This window comes from Streptomyces sp. ALI-76-A, from assembly GCF_030287445.1.
Classification (GTDB): Bacteria; Actinomycetota; Actinomycetes; order Streptomycetales; family Streptomycetaceae; genus Streptomyces.
Genome location: NZ_JASVWB010000002.1, coordinates 3,106,685 through 3,127,163, shown reverse-complemented (window position 1 = coordinate 3,127,163; position 20,479 = coordinate 3,106,685). Strand labels below are relative to the sequence as shown.

16 protein-coding genes are annotated in these 20,479 nt (G+C 70.3%); 5 read left to right on the top strand and 11 right to left on the bottom strand.

Annotated elements, in window-relative coordinates; genetic code table 11:
- Positions 1 to 44: 44 nt before the first annotated feature.
- The 3 genes from QQS16_RS15020 (at position 45) to QQS16_RS15010 (ending at position 2,987) form a co-directional block, all read left to right on the top strand.
- Positions 45 to 341 (top strand): hypothetical protein, encoded by a 297-nt coding sequence (locus tag QQS16_RS15020; protein WP_286062176.1) that lies wholly within the window; start codon positions 45 to 47, stop codon positions 339 to 341.
- Between the two features lie 214 nt (positions 342 to 555).
- Positions 556 to 1,569 (top strand): arabinan endo-1,5-alpha-L-arabinosidase, encoded by a 1,014-nt coding sequence (locus QQS16_RS15015; protein ID WP_286062175.1) that lies wholly within the window; start codon positions 556 to 558, stop codon positions 1,567 to 1,569.
- Positions 1,551 to 2,987, top strand: a complete 1,437-nt coding sequence (locus tag QQS16_RS15010; protein ID WP_286062174.1) for a family 43 glycosylhydrolase — start codon at positions 1,551 to 1,553, stop codon at positions 2,985 to 2,987. Before QQS16_RS15015 ends, QQS16_RS15010 begins: the two co-directional genes overlap by 19 nt.
- Positions 2,988 to 2,993: 6 nt before the next feature.
- Here the strand turns inward: QQS16_RS15010 and QQS16_RS15005 are convergent, their stop codons facing one another.
- The 8 genes from QQS16_RS15005 to QQS16_RS14970 all read right to left on the bottom strand — a co-directional run bounded on the left by QQS16_RS15005 (position 2,994) and on the right by QQS16_RS14970 (position 13,368).
- The gene (locus QQS16_RS15005; protein WP_286062173.1) at positions 2,994 to 4,676 is read right to left on the bottom strand and encodes a pyridoxal phosphate-dependent aminotransferase; all 1,683 of its coding nucleotides are present in this window, start codon (positions 4,674 to 4,676) and stop codon (positions 2,994 to 2,996) included.
- A 162-nt stretch (positions 4,677 to 4,838) separates the two neighbouring features.
- Positions 4,839 to 5,987: an aldose epimerase family protein gene (locus QQS16_RS15000; protein WP_286062172.1), complete on the bottom strand. Its 1,149-nt coding sequence runs from the start codon at positions 5,985 to 5,987 to the stop codon at positions 4,839 to 4,841.
- Between the two features lie 59 nt (positions 5,988 to 6,046).
- Entirely contained in the window at positions 6,047 to 7,291 is a 1,245-nt protein-coding gene (gene mmsB / locus QQS16_RS14995; protein ID WP_286062171.1) for a multiple monosaccharide ABC transporter permease, read from the bottom strand.
- Entirely contained in the window at positions 7,288 to 8,838 is a 1,551-nt protein-coding gene (gene mmsA / locus QQS16_RS14990; protein ID WP_286062170.1) for a multiple monosaccharide ABC transporter ATP-binding protein, read from the bottom strand. The genes mmsB and mmsA overlap by 4 nt, the downstream gene beginning before the upstream one ends.
- A 32-nt stretch (positions 8,839 to 8,870) precedes the next feature.
- Positions 8,871 to 9,983 carry a multiple monosaccharide ABC transporter substrate-binding protein gene (chvE, locus tag QQS16_RS14985; protein ID WP_353479671.1) on the bottom strand — a complete coding sequence of 371 codons (1,113 nt, stop codon included), beginning with the start codon at positions 9,981 to 9,983 and terminating at the stop codon, positions 8,871 to 8,873.
- A gap of 144 nt (positions 9,984 to 10,127) precedes the next feature.
- On the bottom strand, positions 10,128 to 11,096 hold the full coding sequence (locus QQS16_RS14980) for a hypothetical protein (protein WP_286062168.1): 969 nt from the start codon (positions 11,094 to 11,096) through the stop codon (positions 10,128 to 10,130).
- Between the two features lie 110 nt (positions 11,097 to 11,206).
- Positions 11,207 to 12,211: a zinc-dependent alcohol dehydrogenase gene (locus tag QQS16_RS14975; protein ID WP_286062167.1), complete on the bottom strand. Its 1,005-nt coding sequence runs from the start codon at positions 12,209 to 12,211 to the stop codon at positions 11,207 to 11,209.
- Complete coding sequence (locus QQS16_RS14970) at positions 12,208 to 13,368, bottom strand: mandelate racemase/muconate lactonizing enzyme family protein (protein ID WP_286062166.1); 1,161 nt, start codon at positions 13,366 to 13,368, stop codon at positions 12,208 to 12,210. The genes QQS16_RS14975 and QQS16_RS14970 overlap by 4 nt, the downstream gene beginning before the upstream one ends.
- Before the next feature lie 301 nt (positions 13,369 to 13,669).
- Between QQS16_RS14970 and QQS16_RS14965 the strand changes: the two genes are divergently transcribed.
- The gene (locus QQS16_RS14965) at positions 13,670 to 14,707 is read left to right on the top strand and encodes an SCO2400 family protein (protein ID WP_286062164.1); all 1,038 of its coding nucleotides are present in this window, start codon (positions 13,670 to 13,672) and stop codon (positions 14,705 to 14,707) included.
- Positions 14,708 to 14,875: 168 nt separating this feature from the next.
- Here the strand turns inward: QQS16_RS14965 and QQS16_RS14960 are convergent, their stop codons facing one another.
- A complete protein-coding gene (locus tag QQS16_RS14960; protein ID WP_286062162.1) occupies positions 14,876 to 15,334 on the bottom strand; it encodes a MarR family winged helix-turn-helix transcriptional regulator in 459 nt (152 codons plus the stop codon).
- Between the two features lie 95 nt (positions 15,335 to 15,429).
- On the opposite strand from QQS16_RS14960, the gene QQS16_RS14955 reads away from it, so the two are divergent.
- Positions 15,430 to 16,455, top strand: coding sequence for an NADP-dependent oxidoreductase (locus QQS16_RS14955; RefSeq protein ID WP_286062161.1), 1,026 nt, complete (start codon positions 15,430 to 15,432; stop codon positions 16,453 to 16,455).
- A gap of 114 nt (positions 16,456 to 16,569) precedes the next feature.
- Here the strand turns inward: QQS16_RS14955 and QQS16_RS14950 are convergent, their stop codons facing one another.
- Complete coding sequence (locus QQS16_RS14950; protein ID WP_286062160.1) at positions 16,570 to 17,721, bottom strand: serine hydrolase domain-containing protein; 1,152 nt, start codon at positions 17,719 to 17,721, stop codon at positions 16,570 to 16,572.
- Positions 17,718 to 20,300 carry a M14 family zinc carboxypeptidase gene (locus tag QQS16_RS14945; RefSeq protein ID WP_286062159.1) on the bottom strand — a complete coding sequence of 861 codons (2,583 nt, stop codon included), beginning with the start codon at positions 20,298 to 20,300 and terminating at the stop codon, positions 17,718 to 17,720. Before QQS16_RS14945 ends, QQS16_RS14950 begins: the two co-directional genes overlap by 4 nt.
- Positions 20,301 to 20,479: the final 179 nt, after the last annotated feature.

The following is a 20,479-nucleotide window of genomic DNA, read 5'->3' as shown; positions in this document are numbered from 1 at the left end:
CACCCGATGTAGCGTGGCAGGACAAAGGGTGTAAAGGAGTGTGAATGGTGCTGACGACGCGCGTCGAGCGGCGAATCGCCGAGGACTTTCCCGGCCGGGACGGCCAGGTGGTGGGAGAACTGCTGGCAGGCCTCGTGAACCACCTGACCGACCGGGGCGACGCGGAGGACAAGGAACGGATCGCCGCGGCCACCCTCCTGTGCGGACGTGGCCGGGTGGACCGCCTCCTCGACGCCGTCCAGCTCGCCAAGGAGGACTGGCGGGACGTCCTGGTCGGCGCGGGCCTCGCGGACGCCGGCTGGCGGGAACGCCTGGACGCCGACTTCGGCCCGAACGGCTGATCCGGAAGAACGGCGACGCCCCGTCCCCGCCACAACGGCGGGGACGGGGCGTCGCCGTTCTTCCGTGCGCGAACCATTGACGCGTGAGTGATTCGATTCTACGTTCCGTTCGTCCGAAAAGGCGATCGATGTTCGAAGTGTCGAACACTCTCCCTTCCTTCACATCTCCCCCCACATGCTCAGGATCTCCCCCCCACATGCTCAGGAGGCACGTGTGAGCCGCACCAGCACCTCCAGCACCCGCAGCGCCCACCGTCCCGCCGGCACCGCGCGCAGGAGAACCGCCCTCCTCGCCGTCCCCGCCGCCGTCCTGCTCGCCCTGATACCGAGTTCGGCGTCCGCGTATCCCCAGCCCGGCCGGGTCACCGGTGCCGTCGTCGTGCACGACCCGACGATGATCCGCACCCCGGCCGGCCGCTACCTGCTGTACGGCACCGGCGGCGGTCTCGGGTACCGGACGTCCACCGACCGGACCGCGTTCACCGCCGGAGCCGACGCCTTCTCCGCCAAGCCGGGCTGGTGGTCGGCGTACGCCACCGAGGCATGGGCGCCCGACATCTCCTACCAGGGCGGCAAGTACCTGATGTACTACGCCGTCTCGACCTTCGGGTCGAACAGGTCCGCCATCGGACTGGCGACCTCGAGCACCGGACTGCCCGGCTCCTGGACCGACCAGGGCACCGTCCACACCTCCACCACCTCCAGCGATTACAACGCCATCGACCCGAACCTGTTCGTCGACGGCGACGGCAAGTGGTGGCTCTCGTTCGGCAGTTGGTGGACCGGGCTGAAGATGATCCAGCTCAACCCCGCCACCGGCAAGCAGCTCTCCACCAACACCACCCGCTACTCCCTCGCCTCCCGGCCCACCGGTACCAAGGCGGTCGAGGCCCCGTACATCGTCAAGCGGGGGAACTACTACTACCTCTTCGCCTCGTACGACACCTGCTGCGCCGGCACCGGTTCGACGTACAAGGTCAAGGTCGGCCGCGCCACCGGCGTCACCGGGCCGTACTACGACCGGAACGGCGTCTCGATGATGAACAACGGGGGCACGCCGGTCCTGGAGTCGCACGGCAGCGTCATCGGACCCGGCGGCCAGTCGGTCATGAAGGACGCCGACGGCGACCTGATCGTCTACCACTACTACGACGGCAACGACAACGGCACGCCCAAGCTGGGCGTGAACCTTCTGAACTGGAGCAGCGGATGGCCCGTCGCATACTGACCCTGCTGGCAGCGCTGCTGCTGGCCCTCTCGATCGGGCAGCCCTCCGCGAGCGCCGCCTCGTTCGCCAACCCGGTCAAGGCGCAGAAGGGCGCCGACCCCTGGATCTCGTTCTACAACGGCAACTACTACATGGTGACGACGAGTTGGACCGACGTGATCACCATGCGCAAGTCCGCCACCCTGGCCGGGCTGGCCACCGCGCCCAGCGTCCAGGTGTGGAAGGGCGACGCCGCGTCCCCGGGCTTCAACACCTGGGCGCCCGAGCTCCACTTCCTCAACGGCCGCTGGTACCTGTACTACGTCGCCGGGCAGAACGTCTCCGACTACAACCCGACCCAGCGCACCCACGTCGTGGAGAGCGCGGGCTCGGATCCGATGGGCCCGTACACGTACCGGAACCAGCTCAACTCCTCCTGGATGCTGGACCCGACGGTCGCCACGATCAACGGGCAGCTGTACCTGTTCGGCAGCGCGAGCGGGGGCGGCACACAGAACCTCGTCGCCGCCCGGATGTCCAACCCCTACACCCTCGCCACCGGCTTCTCCACAATCTCCACGCCGACCAACTCCTGGGAGACGTCCGGCGCCCCGGTGAACGAGGGGCCGGAGATCCTCCAGCGCGGCGGGCGGACGTTCCTCATCTACTCGGCGAGCGGCTGCTGGACCCCCGACTACAAACTCGGCCAGCTCACCCTCACCGGGTCCGATCCGCTGTCCGCGTCCTCCTGGACGAAGAAGTCCACGCCGGTGTTCCAGCGCAACGACGCGAACGCCGTCTACGGCCCCGGTCACCACGGCCACTTCAAGTCCCCCGACGGCACCGAGGACTGGATCGTCTACCACGCCAACGACGCCGCCTCCGAGGGCTGCGACAACGGGCGCACGGCACGGGCCCAGAAGCTCACCTGGAACTCCGACGGCACGGCGAACTTCGGTACGCCCGTCAGGCTCGGGGCGGGCCTGACGGGTCCGTCCGGTGAGCCGTCCGCCGCCTCGACGACGTACACCATCAGCAACCGCAACAGCGGCAAGTGCCTTGAGGTCGCCGGGAGTTCGACGGCCGACGGGGCCAATGTGCAGCAGTACGGCTGCGGTGGCGGCACCAACCAGCGGTGGCGGATCGAGGACCAGGGCGACGACACCAGCCGGCTGGTGAACGTGGCGACCGGCAAGGTGCTCGACACCGCCGACTGCTCCTCCGCCGACGGTGCCGACCTGCGCCAGTGGTCCTGGCTGAACAACACCTGCCAGCGGTTCCGGTTCGTCGCCACCGACAGCGGCTACGTCAGGATCGTCAACCAGGCCACCGGCAAGGTCGCCGACGTCGCGAACTGCTCCACCGCGGACGCGGCCGACGTACGCCAGTGGTCCTGGCTGAACAACACCTGCCAGCAGTGGAGGCTGAACCCGGTGTAGGCGGGGTCAGCCGACCTGCCCCATCCCCGCCGCGTTGGGCCAGCTCTGGGCGTTGGGCCAGCCGGTGGCCGGGGCCGCCTCCAGGTCCGGCACCGGGGCCGGCGCGGTCATGCCGCGGACCTGGGCGGCGGTGAGACCACCGCGGGCCGGGACGCCCGGCGGGGTCGGGCCGGTCATCGGGGCGGCGGCCGCCGCCGGTACCGGGGTGGGCATCTGCGGGGGCGTGGGCATGGGCGCCGGCATGGGCGTGGGCATGGGCGCCGGAGCGGGCCTGGGAGGCTGAGCCGGGACGCCGAACGGCTGTGGGGCTGCCTGGGCCACCGCCGGCATCGGCATCCCGGCCCCGCCGGTCTGACCCGGCCGGCCCATGTGGGCCGCCGCGGGCATCGGCATACCGCCGCCGGCCGTCGAGGCCGCCGGGGCCACTGCGAGCCCCGGCGCGGGGGCGGCCATGGCCTGAGCGGCAAGGCCCTGCATCCCGGCGCCGTTGGTGGCGCCGACCAACCGGTCGACTGCCGCCGTGCCCGAGCTGTAGCTGGTCCCTGTAGCCAGCTCGGGCACGGCGGCTCCCCTCCTGGTCCCGTAGAGCACCTGTTCCAGGCCGGACACCAGGCGACGCACGTCCACCTGGGGGCGCACCACGAGTCTCAGGAAGCGGCTGGAGGAGCCGATCTTGTTGCCGCACTCGCGGACGAGGATCCGGTGCTCGGTGAGCATCCGGTCCCGGACCACGGTGCCTTCGGCGCCCACGGGCAGGCGTACGAAGAGGAAGTTGCCCTGCGACGGGTAGACCGTCAGCCCGGGCAGGGACGCGAGCTGGCCGGCCATGTCCAGCCGGTCGCGGCGGACCTGCTGGAGGCTCTGCGCGTACTCGGCGCCGTGCTGCTTGAGGATGAAGACCACGTGCTCGGCGAAGGAGTTGAGGTTCCACTTGGGCAGCATCGAGCGGATACGGCCGGCCAGGGACGGGTTGGCGACCAGGTAGCCGAACCGTATGCCGTGCAGGCCGAAGTTCTTGCCGAGGCTGCGCAGCACGATCACGTTCGGCCGCAGCATCGCCTCCTGGACGACGCTGGGTTCGACCTCGGCGTCCGCGAACTCCAGGAACGACTCGTCGACGATGACCAGGTCCAGGTCCGCCATCGCGTCCATGAACTGCACGATGGCGTGCTTGTGCAGGAAGCCGCCGTCAGGGTTGTTCGGGTTGCAGATCACCGCCACCCGGGTGCCGCGCGCCCGGATGAACTCGGCGTACTGCGCGAGGTCCAGGGCGAAGCCGCTGGACTCCTGGAGCGGAAACATGTCGACCCGCTTGCCGGTCTCCATCGGCTGGTCGGTCCAGCGGCCGAAGGTGGGCACGGGGATGGCGAGGGACTCGCGCACCAGCAGATGGTCGATCCAGGTGATCAGTTCGGTCGAGCCGTTGCCCATCGCCACGCATTGCGGGGGGAGTTGCAGCAGGCTGCACAGCTCGGCCGTGATGGTGTCGGCGCTGCTCGGGTAGTACGTGATGATGTCCCGGAGCCGGCCGGCCATCTCCTCGAACATGGCCGGTGTCGGGAAGTACGGATTGCAGGGAATGCAGAAGTCCACCGGACCGGCGCCTTCGCCGCCCTCCCGCGTCAACGCCGCCATCGACGGGCTGTGCGCCGCGGTGCTGCGGAACAGCGAGGTGACGTTGTCAGCCAAGGGAGCCTCCGAGTGGGGCGGGCCCGGGTGGGGACGACCGGGCCCGTCGTCTGGGTGGCCCGTGCGGGGGAGCACGGGCCACCCTTACTTACGGAGGCTGCGGTGACGCTGTTCAACCGCTCAGAAACGGGTAGGAACTTGTGCGCCACCTGTGGAGCGGTGTCACGAGCGGAACGAGTGCACCGTCGTCGTCCGGTACGTCTGCCCAGGTCGCAGCAGTGTGGAGGGGAACGACGGCTGGTTCGGCGAGTCCGGGAAGTGCTGTGTCTCCAGGCAGAGGGCGTCGCCCTGCCGGTAGATGCCGCCCCCCGTGCCGACGAGGGTGCCGTCCAGGAAGTTGCCCGAGTAGAACTGGAGCCCCGGCTCGGTCGTCGCGATCTTCAACGTCCGCCCGGAGGACGGGTCCTTCAGCGTCGCGACGTGCTCGGGCTTGCGCGTGATGCCCTTGTCGAGGACCCAGTTGTGGTCGAAGCCCTTGCCGTACAGCAGTTGCCGGTGGGCGACCCGGATGTCCTCGCCGACGGCCTTGGTCCCGCGGAAGTCGAAGGGGGTGCCCGTGACCTTCGCCAGCTTCCCCGTGGGGATCAGGCCCGAGTCGACCGGCGTGTAGCGGGACGCGGCGATCTTCAGCCGGTGGTCGTAGACGGTGCCGCTGCTCTCGCCGGCCAGGTTCCAGTAGACGTGACTGGTGAGGTTGACGACGGTGGTCTTGTCGGTGGTGGCCTCGTAGTCGACGCGCCAGTCGCCCTGCCGGGTGAGGGTGTACGTCACCTTCGTCCTGAGCGTGCCGGGGTAGCCCATCTCGCCGTCGACGCTGGTGTAGTGCAGGTACAGGCCGACGTCGGAGCCCTTGGTGAACGGCGCGACGTTCCAGACGCGCTTGTCGAAGCCCTGCGCGCCGCCGTGCAGGCTGTTGTCGCCGTCGTTGACGCTGACCTGGTGGCTCTTGCCGTCGAGGGTGAACCTGCCCTTGGCGATGCGGTTGCCGTACCGGCCGATCAGCGCGCCGAAGTACGGGGAGTTGGCGACGTAGTCCTCGAGGGTTCCGAAGCCCAGGGAGACGTTGGCGTAGCGGCCCTTGCGGTCCGGGATCTCCAGGGACTGGACGATGCCGCCGTAGGAGAGGACCTTCAGGCGGGTGCCGCCGTTCTCCAGTGCCCAGCTGTGGACCTTGGTGCCGTCGGCGAGCTTGCCGAAGAGTGACTTCACCGGCTTTCTGCCTCCTGTGGCGTGGGCCGTGCCACCGGCGGTCGCGGCGGCGACGCCGGCGGCCGTGGCCCCGGCGATGACGGTACGTCTGCTCAGTTCCATGTGCGACTCCTGCAATGGAAAGAGAGAAGGGCCCCGCCTCGCGGCGGGGCCCAGCCGACTTACGAACCGACCTTGCGCTTGTTCCACACGTCGAAACCGACCGCCGCCAGCAGTACCAGGCCCTTGATGACCTGCTGCCAGTCGGTGCCGATGCCGACCAGGTTCATGCCGTTGTTCAGCACGCCCAGGACCACACCACCGATGATCGCGCCGAGGACGGTACCGACACCGCCGCTCATCGACGCGCCGCCGATGAAGGCGGCCGCGATGGCCTCCAGCTCGAAGTTGAGGCCGGCCTTGGGCGAGGCCGCGTTGAAGCGGGCGGCGAAGACCAGACCCGCCAGGGCCGCGAGCATGCCCATGTTCAGGAAGACAAGGAAGGTGACCTTCTTGTCCTTGACGCCCGACAGCTTGGCCGCGGGCAGGTTGCCGCCGATCGCGTAGATGTGCCGGCCGATGATCGCGTTGCGCATGAGGTAGCCGAAGCCGACGACCAGGATGCCGAGGATCAGCAGCACGATCGGGGCGCCCTTGTAGCTGGCGAGCAGCATCGTGACGGTGAGGACGGCGGCCACCAGCGCGACGAGCTTGAGCGCGAAGAGCTTGGCGGGCGGGACCTCGAGGGCGAACTCCTGCTGCCGCTTGCGGTCGCGGAGCTCCTGGAGCACCACGAACACGATCACCGCGAGACCGAGCAGCAGGGTGAGGTTGTGGTAGTTGGTGTCCGGGCCGACCTCGGGCAGGAAGCTGTTGGCGACCTTCTGCAGACCCTCCGGGAACGGGCCGATCGTCTGGCCCTCCAGGAAGATCTCCGTGAGCCCGCGGAAGGTCAGCATGCCCGCCAGCGTCACGATGAACGACGGGATGCCGAGATACGCGATGAGATATCCCTGGGTGGCACCGGCCGCCGCTCCGATGGCCAGGCACATCACCAGGGCGATGGGCCAGGCGATGTCGTGGCTGACCATCAGCACGGCTCCCACCGCGCCCACGAACGCCGTCAGCGAGCCGACCGACAGGTCGATGTGGCCCGCGATGATGACGAGCATCATGCCGATCGCGAGGATCAGGATGTAGCTGTTCTGCAGCACCAGGTTGGAGACGTTGCGCGGCAGCAGCAGGTCACCGTTGGTCCATACGGCGAACAGCACCACGATCAGGCCGAGGGCGAACAGCATGCCGTACTGCCGCATGTTGCGGCGCATGCCGTCCAGTATCAGCTGCAGCAGGCTGTCACCGGTTGCCGAACCGCCCTTGCCGGGCGGCGCGGGGGCCGGCGTCTTGGCGGTCACGTCCGTGCTCATCGGGTTACCTCTTTGTCCTTTGTCATCTGACGCATCAGTGATTCCTGCGAGGCCTCGGCCCGCGAGAACTCACCGGTCAGCCGCCCCGCGGCCATCGTGTAGATGCGGTCGCACATGCCCAGCAGCTCCGGCAGTTCGGAGGAGATGAAGACGACCGCCTTGCCCTGCGCGGCCAGCTGGTCGATGACCGTGTAGATCTCGTACTTGGCGCCGACATCGATGCCACGGGTCGGCTCGTCCAGGATCAGCACGTCCGGACCCGCGAAGATCCACTTGCTGAGGACGACCTTCTGCTGGTTGCCGCCGGACAGCTTGCCCACCGGCTCGAAGACGGTCGGCGCCTTGATGTTCATGGACTTGCGGAAGCCCTCGGCGACCTGCCGCTCCTCGTGCTCGTCCACCAGTCCGCGCTTGGAGACCTTGCCCAGCGCGCTGAGCGAGATGTTCCGCCCGATGGTGTCGATGAGGTTGAGGCCGTAGTGCTTGCGGTCCTCGGTGACGTACGCGATGCCGTGCTTGACCGCCTCCGGGACGGACTTGGTACGGATCTCCGTGCCGTCCTTGAAGACCTGGCCGCCCGCGTACCGGCCGTACGTCCGCCCGAAGACGCTCATCGCGAGTTCGGTGCGGCCGGCGCCCATCAGACCCGCGATGCCGACGATCTCGCCCCGCCGCACGGACAGGGACACGTCGTCGACCACCTTGCGCTGCTGGTCGATCGGGTGGTGCACGGTCCAGTTGCGGACCTCCAGGGCGGGCGCCTGGCCCTCCTCCGGCTCGTGCGGGGAACGCTCCGGGAAGCGGTGCTCCAGGTCGCGGCCGACCATTCCGCTGATGATCCGGTCCTCGGTCGTCTCCGCGGCCTTCACGTCGAGCGTCTCGATGGTGCGCCCGTCCCGCAGGATCGTCACCGAGTCGGCGACCTTGCGGATCTCGTTCAGCTTGTGGGAGATGATGATCGAGGTGATGCCCTGCGTCTTCAGCTCCAGGATGAGGTCCAGGAGCTTGCCGCTGTCCTCGTCGTTCAGGGCCGCGGTCGGCTCGTCCAGGATGAGCAGCTTCACCTTCTTGGACAGCGCCTTGGCGATCTCCACGAGCTGCTGCTTGCCCACGCCGATGTCGGCGACGCGAGTCTCCGGGTGGTCGGAGAGACCGACCCGGCGCAGCAGTTCGCTGGCGTGCTTGAGGGTGTCGTTCCAGTTGATGAGCCCGCGCTTGGCGTGCTCGTTGCCGAGGAAGATGTTCTCCGCGAGAGACAGATAGGGCACCAGGGCCAGCTCCTGGTGAATGATCACGATGCCGTGATGCTCACTGGCCCGGATGTCCTTGAACTCGCAGACCTCTCCCTCGAAGAGGATCTCGCCCTCGTACGTGCCGTGCGGGTGGACGCCGGAGAGGACCTTCATCAAGGTCGACTTGCCGGCACCGTTCTCCCCGCAGATGGCATGGACCTCGCCCTGCTGGACGGTCAGTGTGACGTCCGACAGCGCTTTTACGCCGGGAAAGGTCTTGACGATCGAGCGCATTTCCAGGACGGGTCCCGCCATGGTCGTGCCTTCCAATCACTAGGGGGTGGCGGTTACTTCAGGTCGCTTTCCTTGATGTAGCCGGAGTCGACGACGACCGTCTGGTAGTTGGCCTTGTCGACGGCGACCGGCTCCAGCAGGTAGGCCGGGACGACCTTCGAGCCGTTGTCGTACGTCTTGGTGTCGTTGGTCTCGGGCTTCTTGTCCTTGAGCAGCGCGTCGACCATGTTCGAGGACACCTTGGCGAGCTCGCGGGTGTCCTTGTAGACGGTCATCGACTGCTGGCCCGAGATGATCGACTTCACCGAGGCGACCTCGGCGTCCTGGCCGGTGACGACCGGCAGCGGCTTGCTCTTGGAGCCGTAGTCGTCCGACTTCAGCGCGGAGAGGATGCCGATGGAGATGCCGTCGTAGGGCGACAGGACCGCGTCGACCCGCTCGCTCTTGTAGGCCGAGGTCAGGATGTCGTCCATGCGCTTCTGGGCGGTGCCGCCGTCCCAGCGCAGGGTGGTGACCTGGGTCAGCTTGGTCTGGCCGGAGCGGACGACGAGCTGCTTCTTGTCGATGTAGGGCTGCAGGACGTTCATCGCGCCCTGGAAGAAGTAGCGGGTGTTGTTGTCGTCGTTCGAGCCGGCGAAGAGCTCGATGTTGAACGGGCCCTTCTTGGAGCCGTCCTTCAGGCCGAGCTTCTCGACGATGTAGTTGCCCTGGAGCTCGCCGACCTTCTCGTTGTCGAAGGAGGCGTAGTAGTCGACGTTCTCGGTGCCGAGGATCAGGCGGTCGTAGGAGATCACCGGGATGTCGGCGTCCTTGGCCTGCTGGAGCACGTTGTTCATCGACTTGTTGTCGATGGCCGCGACGATCAGCGCCTTGACGCCCTGCGTGATCAGGTTCTCGATCTGCGAGACCTGCTGGTCCGGGTCGTCCTCGCCGTAGACCAGCTTGGTCTTGTAGCCCTTGGACTCCAGGTCCTTCTTGACGTTGTTGCCGTCCGCGATCCAGCGCTCGGAGGACTTGGTGGGCATCGCGATGCCGATGGTGGCGCCTTCGGTGCTGCCGGAGCCCTCCTCGCTGCCGCCTTCGCTGCTCTGGCCGCAGGCGGACAGGGTGAGGGCGAGGGAGGCGGAGGCGGCTACGGCGGCGAGTGCGGCTCGGCGAGTACGCATGATCATCATCCTTGATGTTTCGGGCGGGGCTCGGTCTGACGGTGCGGGACGCTGCCCGGCGGGGTGCGGGATGAGACCGAGGAGAAGGTGTGTGCGATTGTGTGTGGCTGCGTGGCCTTTTGTGAAGGGGCGTTGTCCGGAACGTTATGAGGGCGTTTCGAATCGACGCAGTTCGCCGGGCAGCCGCGAGCCCAGCGGGGCCATGTCGCCGTCCGCTCCGTGCCGTGCCAGCAGGTCCAGGGCGAGCCGGCCGCGCCGCACCCGCTCCCGGGCCGAGTTCAGGGTCACGTCGCGCAGGTGGTGGCCGTACGGGTACAGCCCCGGGGCCTTGGACAGGCCGAATTTCAGGTAGAGCGGGGCGCCGCGCCGGATCAGCTCGGCGACCTCGTACATCCGCACATACCCGCCGAGATCGTCGGGAGCCTCGATGTACATGTCCATGGGGGCGGCGGACAGTCGCCGGATCTCGGTGAGGTGATCGAGCGTCAGGTCGCTCGGCACGTTGATCGAGTCGCCGCCGAGGTTCTCGTAGACCGCGTACGCGGCCGGGTTGACCGGACCGATCAGCGCCGAGACCTTCAGGGTGGTGTCGGCCGGGATGATCCCGGCGCGGCGCGCCCGGTGCAGCGTCCACAGCACGCCCTCGTCGGCCACCAGGAGGCACTTGACGCCCAGCTCCGTGGCGCGCACGGCGTCCTCCACGCAGCCGGCGACCGCGTCGTGGCCGCGGGCCCGCAGGCCCCCGCCGCGCGAGTCGGTCCGGGTCGAGCCGCCGATGTCCCAGGTGCCGCGGGGGCCGGTGAACAGGCAGAGCTCGATGTCGCGCTCGTCGGTGGCGTCGACCATCTCGGTGATCTCGGCGTCGGTCAGCATCCACACGCCGCTGCCCTGGCTGATCCGGTGGATCGGCACGTCGAGGCGCGAGGCCTCCTTGAGGACGACGGCCAGCGCCTCGGGACCCTCGCAGGAGGGAATCTCGGTGCGCCAGCGGCCGCCGCCGGGGAAGGTGTGCGGCGAGGCGTCGGCGGGATCGAGTGCGGGTGCGGCCAGGCCGAGAGTGGTGAGCGCCTGCTCACCGGGCCTGCGGGCCGCCGTGGCGGAAGCGTCGGTCACTAGCTGTCCTTCTGTTCGGTATGTCGGGCGGGGTTCGCGGCTCTGGGTGCGGAGAGAATGGGAGTACGCCGGTACGGGGGCCGTCAGGTCGCTCCCGTACCGGCGTACGTCTAGGGGTGGAGCAGCACCTTTCCGACCTTCGGGTCACCGGACCCCACCAGCTCGATGGCGTGCGGGAACTGGTCGAGCGGCAGCTCGTGCGTGACCAGCGGCAGCGGATCGAGCAGACCGGCCCCGAACACCCGCACCGTGTGTGCCCAGGCGTCCGGCGGCGCTCCGAAGACGGTGTGCACCTCCAGCTGCCGGACGACCAGGTCCGTCGGGTCGAGCCCCTCGGCGCGGGGCGCCGGGATGCCCGTCAGGACCAGGCGTCCGCCGCGCCGGAGCAGGGCGGCGGCGGTGCGTGCGGCGGACGCGGACCCGGCGGTCTCGATGACGACGTCGAAGTCGTCGGGGAGCTCCTGGTCCTTGAGCCGGAAGTCGGTGGCGCCGTACCGGCGGGACAGCGCCTCGCGGTCGTCCCGTGTGCCGACGACCAGCAGCTCGGCCGGGGAGCCGGCCTTCAGGAACTGCACGGCGAACATGCCGAGCGTCCCGGTGCCGACCACGGCCACCCGCTCGCCGGGCAGCGCCCGCGCCTTCATCGCGGCGGCCGCGATACAGGCCGCGGGTTCGAGCAGGGCCGCCGCCGTCAGGTCGGCGTCGTCCGACAGCACGTGCAGCAGGCGCGCCGGGAGGGTGAGGGTGGCCGCCATGGCCCCGGGCTGGGTGAACCCGGTCTCCTCGTACCCCGCCGTGCACAACGTTGTCTCGCCCGCGTGGCAGCGGTCGCACACCTGGCAGTTGCGGAAGCCCTCACCGACGACCTTGCGGCCGACCAGCGACGCGGGCACCTCGGCGCCGACGGCCTCGACGGTGCCGGACCACTCGTGCCCGGGGGTCAGCGGATAGCGGACGTACCCCTCGGGCCGGTTGCCCTGGTACACCTCGCGGTCGCTGCCGCAGATGCCGACGGCGTGGACGCGCACCAGCGCCTCCCCGGCCGCCGGCTGCCTGGGGTCGTGCGAGGTCAGCCGGTGCTCGCCCGGCGCCTCGATGACGACGGCCTCACTCACTGCTGGGGGCCTTTCGGCTTGCGCTGCTCCCAACCCTCGGCCCACAGGTCGAAGCGGGCCTGCTGCTGCGGGAACTCGGCGGCCGCGTCGACGTCCAGCTCGACACCCAGACCGGGCGCGTCGGACAGGTGGAAGTAGCCGTCGATCACCTCGGGCGCTCCCTTGACGACCTTCTTGATCTCCGCGTCCGCGAAGTCGTTGAAGTGTTCCAGGATCTTGAAGTTCGGCGAGGTGAAGCCGACCTGGAGGGAGGCGGCGGTCAGCACCGGGCCGCCCACGTTGTGCGGGGCCACCAGCACGTAGTGGGTCTCGGCGGTGGCGGCCAGCTTGCGGGTCTCCCAGATGCCGCCGATGTGGCCGACGTCCGGCTGGATGATGTCGACGGCCTGGCTCTCGAAGAGCTCGCGGAACTCGATGCGATCGTGAATCCGCTCACCGGTGGCGACCGGGATGTCGACCTTGGCGGCGACCTTCTCCAGCGCCTTCAGGTTCTCCGGCGGCACCGGCTCCTCCAGCCACGCGGGCTTGAAGGGCGCGAGGTCCTTGGCCAGCCGGACGGCGGTGGCGGGGGAGAAGCGGCCGTGCATCTCCAGCATCAGCTCGGCGTCCGGCCCGATGGCGTCGCGTACGGCCTCGATGAGGGAGACGGCGTACAGGCTCTGCTGGTGGTCGAACTCGTAGTGCCCGGTGCCGAAGGGGTCGATCTTGAGCGCCTTGTACCCGCGCTCCATGACGCCCTGGGCGGCCTTGTGGTAGGCCTCCGGGGTCCGCTCGGTGGTGTACCAGCCGTTGGCGTACGCCTTGACCTTGTCGGTGACCTTGCCGCCGAGCAGTTGCCAGACCGGCACGCCCAGGGCCTTGCCCTTGATGTCCCAGCAGGCCATCTCGATGACGGCGATGCCGGACATCACGATCTCGCCGGCCCGCCCGTAGTCGCCGTACTTCATCCGGCGCACGAGGTCTTCCGTGGCGAACGGGTCGGAGCCCAGAATGTGGTTGGCCTCGGCCTCGCGCAGATATCCGATCAGCGCGTCGGTGTGGCCCAGCATGCGGGTCTCGCCGACCCCCGTGAGACCTTCGTCGGTGTGCACCTGGACGTACGTCAGGTTGCGCCACGGCGTCCCGACCACGTGTGTGCTGATTCCGGTGATGCGCACGGCAGTAGCCCCTTGCTGCGTCGTCTTCTTTTCGTCTGCTTCGGCGGCTCGATCGGTGTGTTCGAAATTTCGTCACACGTTCGAAATGCTGGCGTGACAGTAAGGACGGGGCGAGGGGAGTGTCAATGGGTCCAGCACATAACGGTTTCGACACCGCTTTCGACAGCGCTTTCGACGGGCGGTTTCGGCGCGATGTCCGCCCTCGTCGCAAGTGACCCCACCGGGGCACCCGCTTCCCTACACAACTTTCACAGCACTGACTATGAACGCCGCCTGAGAGGAACCTAATCTTCCACGCGTCATGGACTACTGCCACCCGTGCCGCAGGCACCTCAACGGCGCCCTCGCCTGCCCCGGGTGCGGCGCATCCGCCGATCAGCTCCACGCCGCCGGAGCCCACGAGATCGACGGGGTCCACGAGACATACCAGGCATACGAGCCATACGGGGCCTACCAGAGTCATGGGGCCGGAGCCGACCCGATCCACGACGGCGGGCCCGCGGGTGACACCCGCGCGGACTCCTGCGCCGGCGGGGTCACGGCCGTCGCGCGTGCGGACGGTCACGCGGCCGCCTACGGGGGCGAGAGCCGGGACGGCGGCGGCGACGAGGGCCCGGGGGACACCGGGACGGCCGTCGGCCGCTCCGGGGCCGTGCAGCCGGTCGGCGGCCGGGCGGAACGGAGACGGGCGCGCGGCCGCGACGGCCGGGCGGCCGGGGCTCCCGACGACCTCGACGAGGCCGGGCGCCACGGGGGTGACGCGGAGGAGCAGCTGGACGGTCCTTCGGCCGGTGCGAGTCGCCGCGATCGCAAAGCCGCGGCCCACCGGCGTCGTCGGCGCCGGGTCCTGCTGGTCACCGCGGGCTTCGTGCTGGCGGCCGGCGGGCTGAGCCTCGCGGAGCTCGGCATGGACGCCCCGGGTTCCACCCCGAAACCGGCGGCGGCCGGGGGCGTGTCGGCGGAGGGCGGGGCCTCCGCGGAGGCGGGCGGGTCCGCGGAGCCGCTGCGGGACCCGGGCGCCGGAACGGGGGCGTCGGACCCGTCCTCCCCGGACGCCTCCGCGTCCCCCTCGGCCTCCGAGTCCACGAAGGACGACAAGACGGACAAGGGGGACGAGGGCGAGGGTGCCGACGCGTCCGCCGAGGGCTCCCCGTCGGCGACGGCCGGCGGCACCGTCCCGGACACCTCCCCGTCGGCCCCCGACGACGGATCGGGCCCCAGTCAGGCGCCGGCCCCCACCGCCGACCCGACCACGGCGGACCCGGAACCGGACCCGGACCCGGAACCTGAGCCCGAGCCGACACAGACCTGCGACCGCTTCCTGTGGTGGTGCACGTAAGCGCTGCGCGTCAGCGGTGCGGGTGACCACCACACAAGCGCTGCTCACCGGCACGCCCACAAGCAGTGCCCGCAAGCACTGCGCGCAGTTGGTTCGCTCCCGCGAATCGGAAAACCCGACGAGTCGGTACGGCCCGGTGACCGGTCAGCCACCCCCCCCGGAGACCCGTCAGCCGAGAAGGCCGCGGCTCTCGGAGCCGAGCATCCGCCGCAGCAGATCCCGCAGGGCCTCGCGCTCCTGGGGGGACAGTCCGGCGAGCGGCTCCCGCGCGAACCGCAGGCCCTCCCGCAGCTCACGGGCGACCCGACGCCCCTCCTCCGTGGCCGCCGCCAGCTTCACCCGCCGGTCCGCGGGGGCCGTCCGCCGCTCCACCAGCCCCCGGGACTCCAGCCGGTCCACTATCCCGGTCACGTTCGACGGCTCGCACTTGAGCCGCTGTGCCAGCTTCCGCATCGGCAGCGGCTCCAGCGACAGCAGGCTGAGCAGCCGCGCCTGCGCGCCGGTCAGCGCGTGCCCGGCCGCGGCGTCCTCGTAGTCCTCGTGGAACCGGGCCACGACGTCACCGATGAGCTCGACGACCTCCATGGTCAGCGCGTCGGGACGACGGGTCTTCTCGGGTGTGGCCATGGCGTTCAGGGTACCCGTTACTTGACAGTCTGAAATATCCAGGAGCATGGTTGTTTCAGGTACTGAAGTATTAGCGAGGAAAGGCGCACACCCTCATGTCCGACGACACCCGCACGCTCCCCTCCGCCGGCCGCGAATGGCGTCTGCTCAGCCGCCCCGTCGGCTGGCCGAAGCCCGAGGACTTCGAGCTGGCCGAGGCGGAGATCCGGCAGCCCGGTCCCGGCCAGGTCCTGGTGCGCAACGAGTACCTGTCCGTCGACCCCTACATGCGGGGCCGGATGAGCGCCGCCAAGTCGTACGTGGCCCCCTTCGAGCTGGGCAAGGCGATGCAGGGCGGCGCGGTCGGCGAGGTCGTCGCCTCGAACGCCGAGGGCATCGCCACCGGCGACCGGGTGCTGCACTTCGGCGGCTGGCGCGAGTACGCGACCTTCGACGCCCAGCAGGCGGTCAGGGTCGACCCCGAGACCGCCCCGCTCTCCACGTACCTCGGCGTCCTCGGCATGACCGGCCTCACCGCCTACGCGGGCCTGCTGCGCACCGCCTCCTTCAAGGAGGGCGACGCGGTGTTCGTCTCCGGCGCGGCGGGCGCGGTCGGCAGCCAGGTCGGCCAGATCGCCAAGCTGAAGGGCGCCTCCCGGGTCATCGGCTCGGCAGGCTCGGACGAGAAGGTCAAGCTCCTGGTCGAGGAGTACGGCTTCGACGCGGCCTTCAACTACAAGAGCGGCCCCGTGGCCCAGCAGCTGCGCGAGGCCGCCCCGGACGGGATCGACGTCTACTTCGACAACGTCGGCGGCGACCACCTGGAGGCCGCCATCGGCTCCCTCAACCGGGACGGCCGGATCGCCGTCTGCGGAATGATCTCGGTCTACAACAACACCGAGCCCGCCCCCGGCCCGAAGAACCTGGCCCGCCTCATCCAGACCCGCGGCCGCATCGAGGGCTTCCTGGTCGGGGACCACTACGACCTCCAGCCCCAGTTCGTCCAGGAGGTCGGCCCCTGGGTGGCCTCGGGCGCGCTGAAGTACCGCGAGACCGTCGTCGAGGGCATCGAGAACAACCTGGAGGCGTTCCTCGGCGTCCTGCGCGGCGACAACACCGGGAAGATGATCGTCAAGCTCTGAGCCCGCCGGGCCCGAGCACGTCGGGCGGCGTGACCCGGCCCGCCCGCGTCCGTCGCCCATGCCGCAGGCCGCACCCCTGGACGTGGGGTGCGGCCTCCGCCCGTGGAACCGGCCTCAGCCGGCCAGCGCCGCCGTGTGCGCGGCCCGCACCAGCCGCTCGTTCTCCGGCGCCGCCCCGCCCGGGAAGGCCATCCGCCGGCGCGTGTACCCGTAGGCCAGCCCGCTGCGCGGATCCGCGAAGGCCTGCGAGCCGCCCGCACCGCTGTGCCCGAACGCCCCGGCGCCCAGGAACGGGTACCAGGTGTCCGCCGTCGCCTGGAAGCCGAGGCCGTACGACTTGTGCGCCCGGGCCACCAGGTCGTACCCGACGGAGTGGATCTGCCCGACCTCGGCGACGGTGTCCGGCTTCAGCAGCGGCGGACGCCCGTCCACCTCGCTGATCGTCGCCGCGTACATCCCGGCGAGTCCGCGCGCGGCGGCGACCCCGCCCGCCGACGCCGGCCCCTTGGCCCGTACGGCACGCGAGTTGGCGTAGCCCTCCAGGCTGCCGGGCTCGGGCACATGGGTGTTGAAGGCGATCGAGGCCAGGGTGTGCGGCCCCTTCGGCACCGCGTCGAGCGCGACCTGCTGGGCGGGGGTCGGCGCCATCGGCTGCACCGGGCGGTAGCGGGGCTCCAGCGCCTCGGGCAGCCCGAGGAAGAAGTCCAGCCCGTGTGGGGCGCGGATCCGTTCCTCGTACACCTCCTGGAGCGGGCGGCCGGTGGCGCGGCGCACCACCTCACCGGTGAGCGCGCCGATGACCAGGGCGTGGTAGCCGAAGGCGGTGCCGGGCCGCCAGAACGGCCGCTGGTCCGCGAGGCGTTCGGCCATGGCCCGGTCGTCGGCCAGCTCCTGCTCCGAGAACCCGGAGTCGAGCCCGACCACCCCCGCCCGGTGCGCGAGCAGGTCGCGCAGGGTCAGCCCCGACTTGCCCTCCGCCCCGAACTCCGGCCAGTAGTAGGTGACCTTGCGGTCCAGTTCGAGCGTGCCGTCCTGCACCAGGAGCGCGGTCACCAGGTGGGCCGCCCCCTTGGTGGACGAGAACACGCCGTAGAGGGAGCCGGCGTCGACACCGTCGCCGGCCCACAGGTCGACGACCTTGCGCCCGTGCACATACGCGCACACCTGCCCCTCGTAGTCCGGCCGTTCCCCCGCGACGAACGCGGCGAACTCCTCGCGTACCGCCTCGAAGCCGTCCGCGACGGTGCCGTGGATCTCCTGCGTCATCCGCTCTCCTCACCTGTACCGCCACGTGCCTGTGCCACTGTGAACACAGCGCGTGCGACCTGCGCGAATTCCCCCTTCGGGTGGTCCCGGAAGAGGGGTTCGGTGCCGAACAGGACGGCCCCGGGGCCGCTGACCACCGAGGCCTGTCCGGCCGCGTCCTCGGGACCGCCCGAGCCGTTCTCCAGCGCCCGCCAGTGCCCGGAGACGAGCGGGTTCCCCCGCGCGTACGCCTGCTCCACCCGGACCCGGGGTCCGAGGCCGGTGAACCAGACGGGCGCGTACACGAACCCGTGGTCGGGCGCCCCGGCCGTGACCGGACCCGCGTTCACCACCCGCACCACGCCGTTGGCGTCCTCGTTGCCCTCGACGGACGTGACGGGGAGGAGCCCGGTGGCGGTGTTCAGGGCCGCTCCGGTGGCGCCGCGCCCGACGAGACCGTGACCGGCGTCGAGGAACGCGTCGAGGGCCGAGCGGGCGGGCGTGTTCAGGGCGCCGTGGCTGAGCCCCGCCGACACGAACAGCACGTCCACCGCCGACCAGTCGAATCCCGCGTTCAGTACGGCCGTCGACACCGGCGTGACCTCGAAGTTCATCTCCCGCAGCGCGAACAGCTCACCCGGGGTGACGGCGGCGGCCACGCGCAGGCGCCGCAGGCCGGCCGTCCCGGTCAGCTTCGTCGCGTCGAAGGCGACGTCGTACGTGCGGGCCGGCACCGCCGCCCGCGACCGGGCCGACGCCGGCACGATCGCGCTGCCGTCGGCCGCCTGGCGTACCCGAACTCCCTGCTGGAGCAGGGAGTTGAGGGCGGCGATCTCCCGCGGGTCGTCGAGCCGCAGCCGCAGGTCGCCGCGCGGGGCGACGTAGCCGACGGCCGTGGCCTCGCGGACCGTCCGCAGCGGCACACCGGACAGGCTCCCGGACGGCACCGGCCGGACCGTGGCGCCCCACAGCCGGCCCAGGCTCCAGCCCGAGATGTCGTACATCACCGACACCTCGCCGCTGATGTCCCGCCCGTCGGCGAGCAGCACGTTGGCCAGCCCTCGCTTGGGCTGGCGCATGTCGACGACGTACGAGCCCTTCGCGTACGTCCGTCCGCCGAGCCGGAAGCCTCGGGTGGCGCGGGCGACCCGGACGTCCTGGGCGACGAGGTGGTCCACCAGCCGGGCCGCGGCGGTGGCGGACCGCTGGGCGCCCGCGCCGGCCGGGATCACGTAGGCCCGCGGGAAGGCGGTCGTGTAGACGTCCTCCGGCCCGATGCCCGGCACCCCGGGGACCGTCTCCTCGGACACCGGCACCTGCGCCGCGCCCGCCGCCCCGCGCCGGAAGACCTCGATCTGGTCGGCGACCAGTGACGTGCGGTGCGTGCGGACGAAGTCCAGCGTTCCGCGCAGGGCCGCGCCCGCCACGTCCACGTTGATCGCGGACCGGCGGCGCAGCTCGCTCTCCGGGAGGCTGCTGTAGGCCGCGTTGTTCACCGTCAGCGGGATCTCCACCGTGTGCGCGGCGACCGTGCCGTGGAAGGCCGCGTACTGCGGGGTGAAGATCGGCGGCCAGTCGTCCCAGCCCTCCTCCTGGTCCCGGAACGGGATCTGCGCGGGCTCGACGCCGTCCTTCGCGGGCGTGTACCCGAGGGAGTTGACGGCGGATTCCATGCCGAGCGCGTTGGCGTAGGTGTTCTTCAGGAAGAGGTCGTACTCGTAGTTCTCGCCGTGCGGGGGAGTGGTGGGCTCGATGAGGGTGCCGTTGACATAGCCGTGCAGGTCGAGCATGACGGCCGGCTGCTTGTCGATCTGGATCCGCCGCATCGCCCGCACCTCGGGCTGCGAGGCGGTGACGAAGTCCCGGTTCATGTCGAAGCCGTTGGCGTTGGCGCGGGTGCCGGCGATGCGGCCGTCCGGGTTGGCGGTGACGTTGAAGTAGAGGCGGCTGTGCGCGAGGAGGTCCCTCGTCTTCGCGTCCTTCGCGGTGGCGAGCTGCTCGATGAGCCTCAGGGAGGCGTCGGTGCCCTCCCACTCGTTGCCGTGGATGTTGTTGTTGAAGAAGACCGGAGCCTTGTAACCCGCCCTGACCGCCGGGTCCTCGGCGGCCCGGGCGGGCGCGTTCTCGATCAGCTCCCGCATCCGCTCCTGGGCGCGGGCCTGGCGGGCGGTCTCCGGGGCGGTCACGGTGACGAGGTAGAGCCGGTGCCCGCCGGCCGAGCGGCCCGCGACCTCGACACTCACCCGGTCGCCGAGCTTCTGGAGTGCGTTCAGCTTCGGCGCGATGGCGTGGTACGGGGTGAGACCGAGCTTGATCGACCTGTCGGCGGGGTTCTCCGGGTCGGGGGTGAGGACCTGTTCGCGCGGGTAGCCGCGTTCCGGTGCCGCCGGGTCCGCGGCGGGTGCCGCGGCGGTGGCCAGAGCCCGCTCGGCGGCGCTCGCCGGCGCCTGGGCGGCGCGCCGGTCGAGGGGGTCCTCCCGGGTGACGGGCCGGGGGTCGGCGCCCGCCGGGTGGGGGGTGAGCAGGAGTGAGCCCGCCGTGGTGACGGCGAGGGTGGCGATCAGAACAGGTCTCGCAGAAACGGTTCTCTTGGTGCGCACACGTACCTCCTCCGGGCTTCCTGAGATCGGTACGGCGAGGTGTACCTGTTCGACTCAACCGCAACAAGAGGGAGTTCGTGGCGCGCATGCCCCGGATGGCGCATCGACGAGTGGGCGGAAGGGGGAGGCACACGGGTCGCACGGGGGCATACCGGGCGCACCGCCCCCGGCCGCACCGG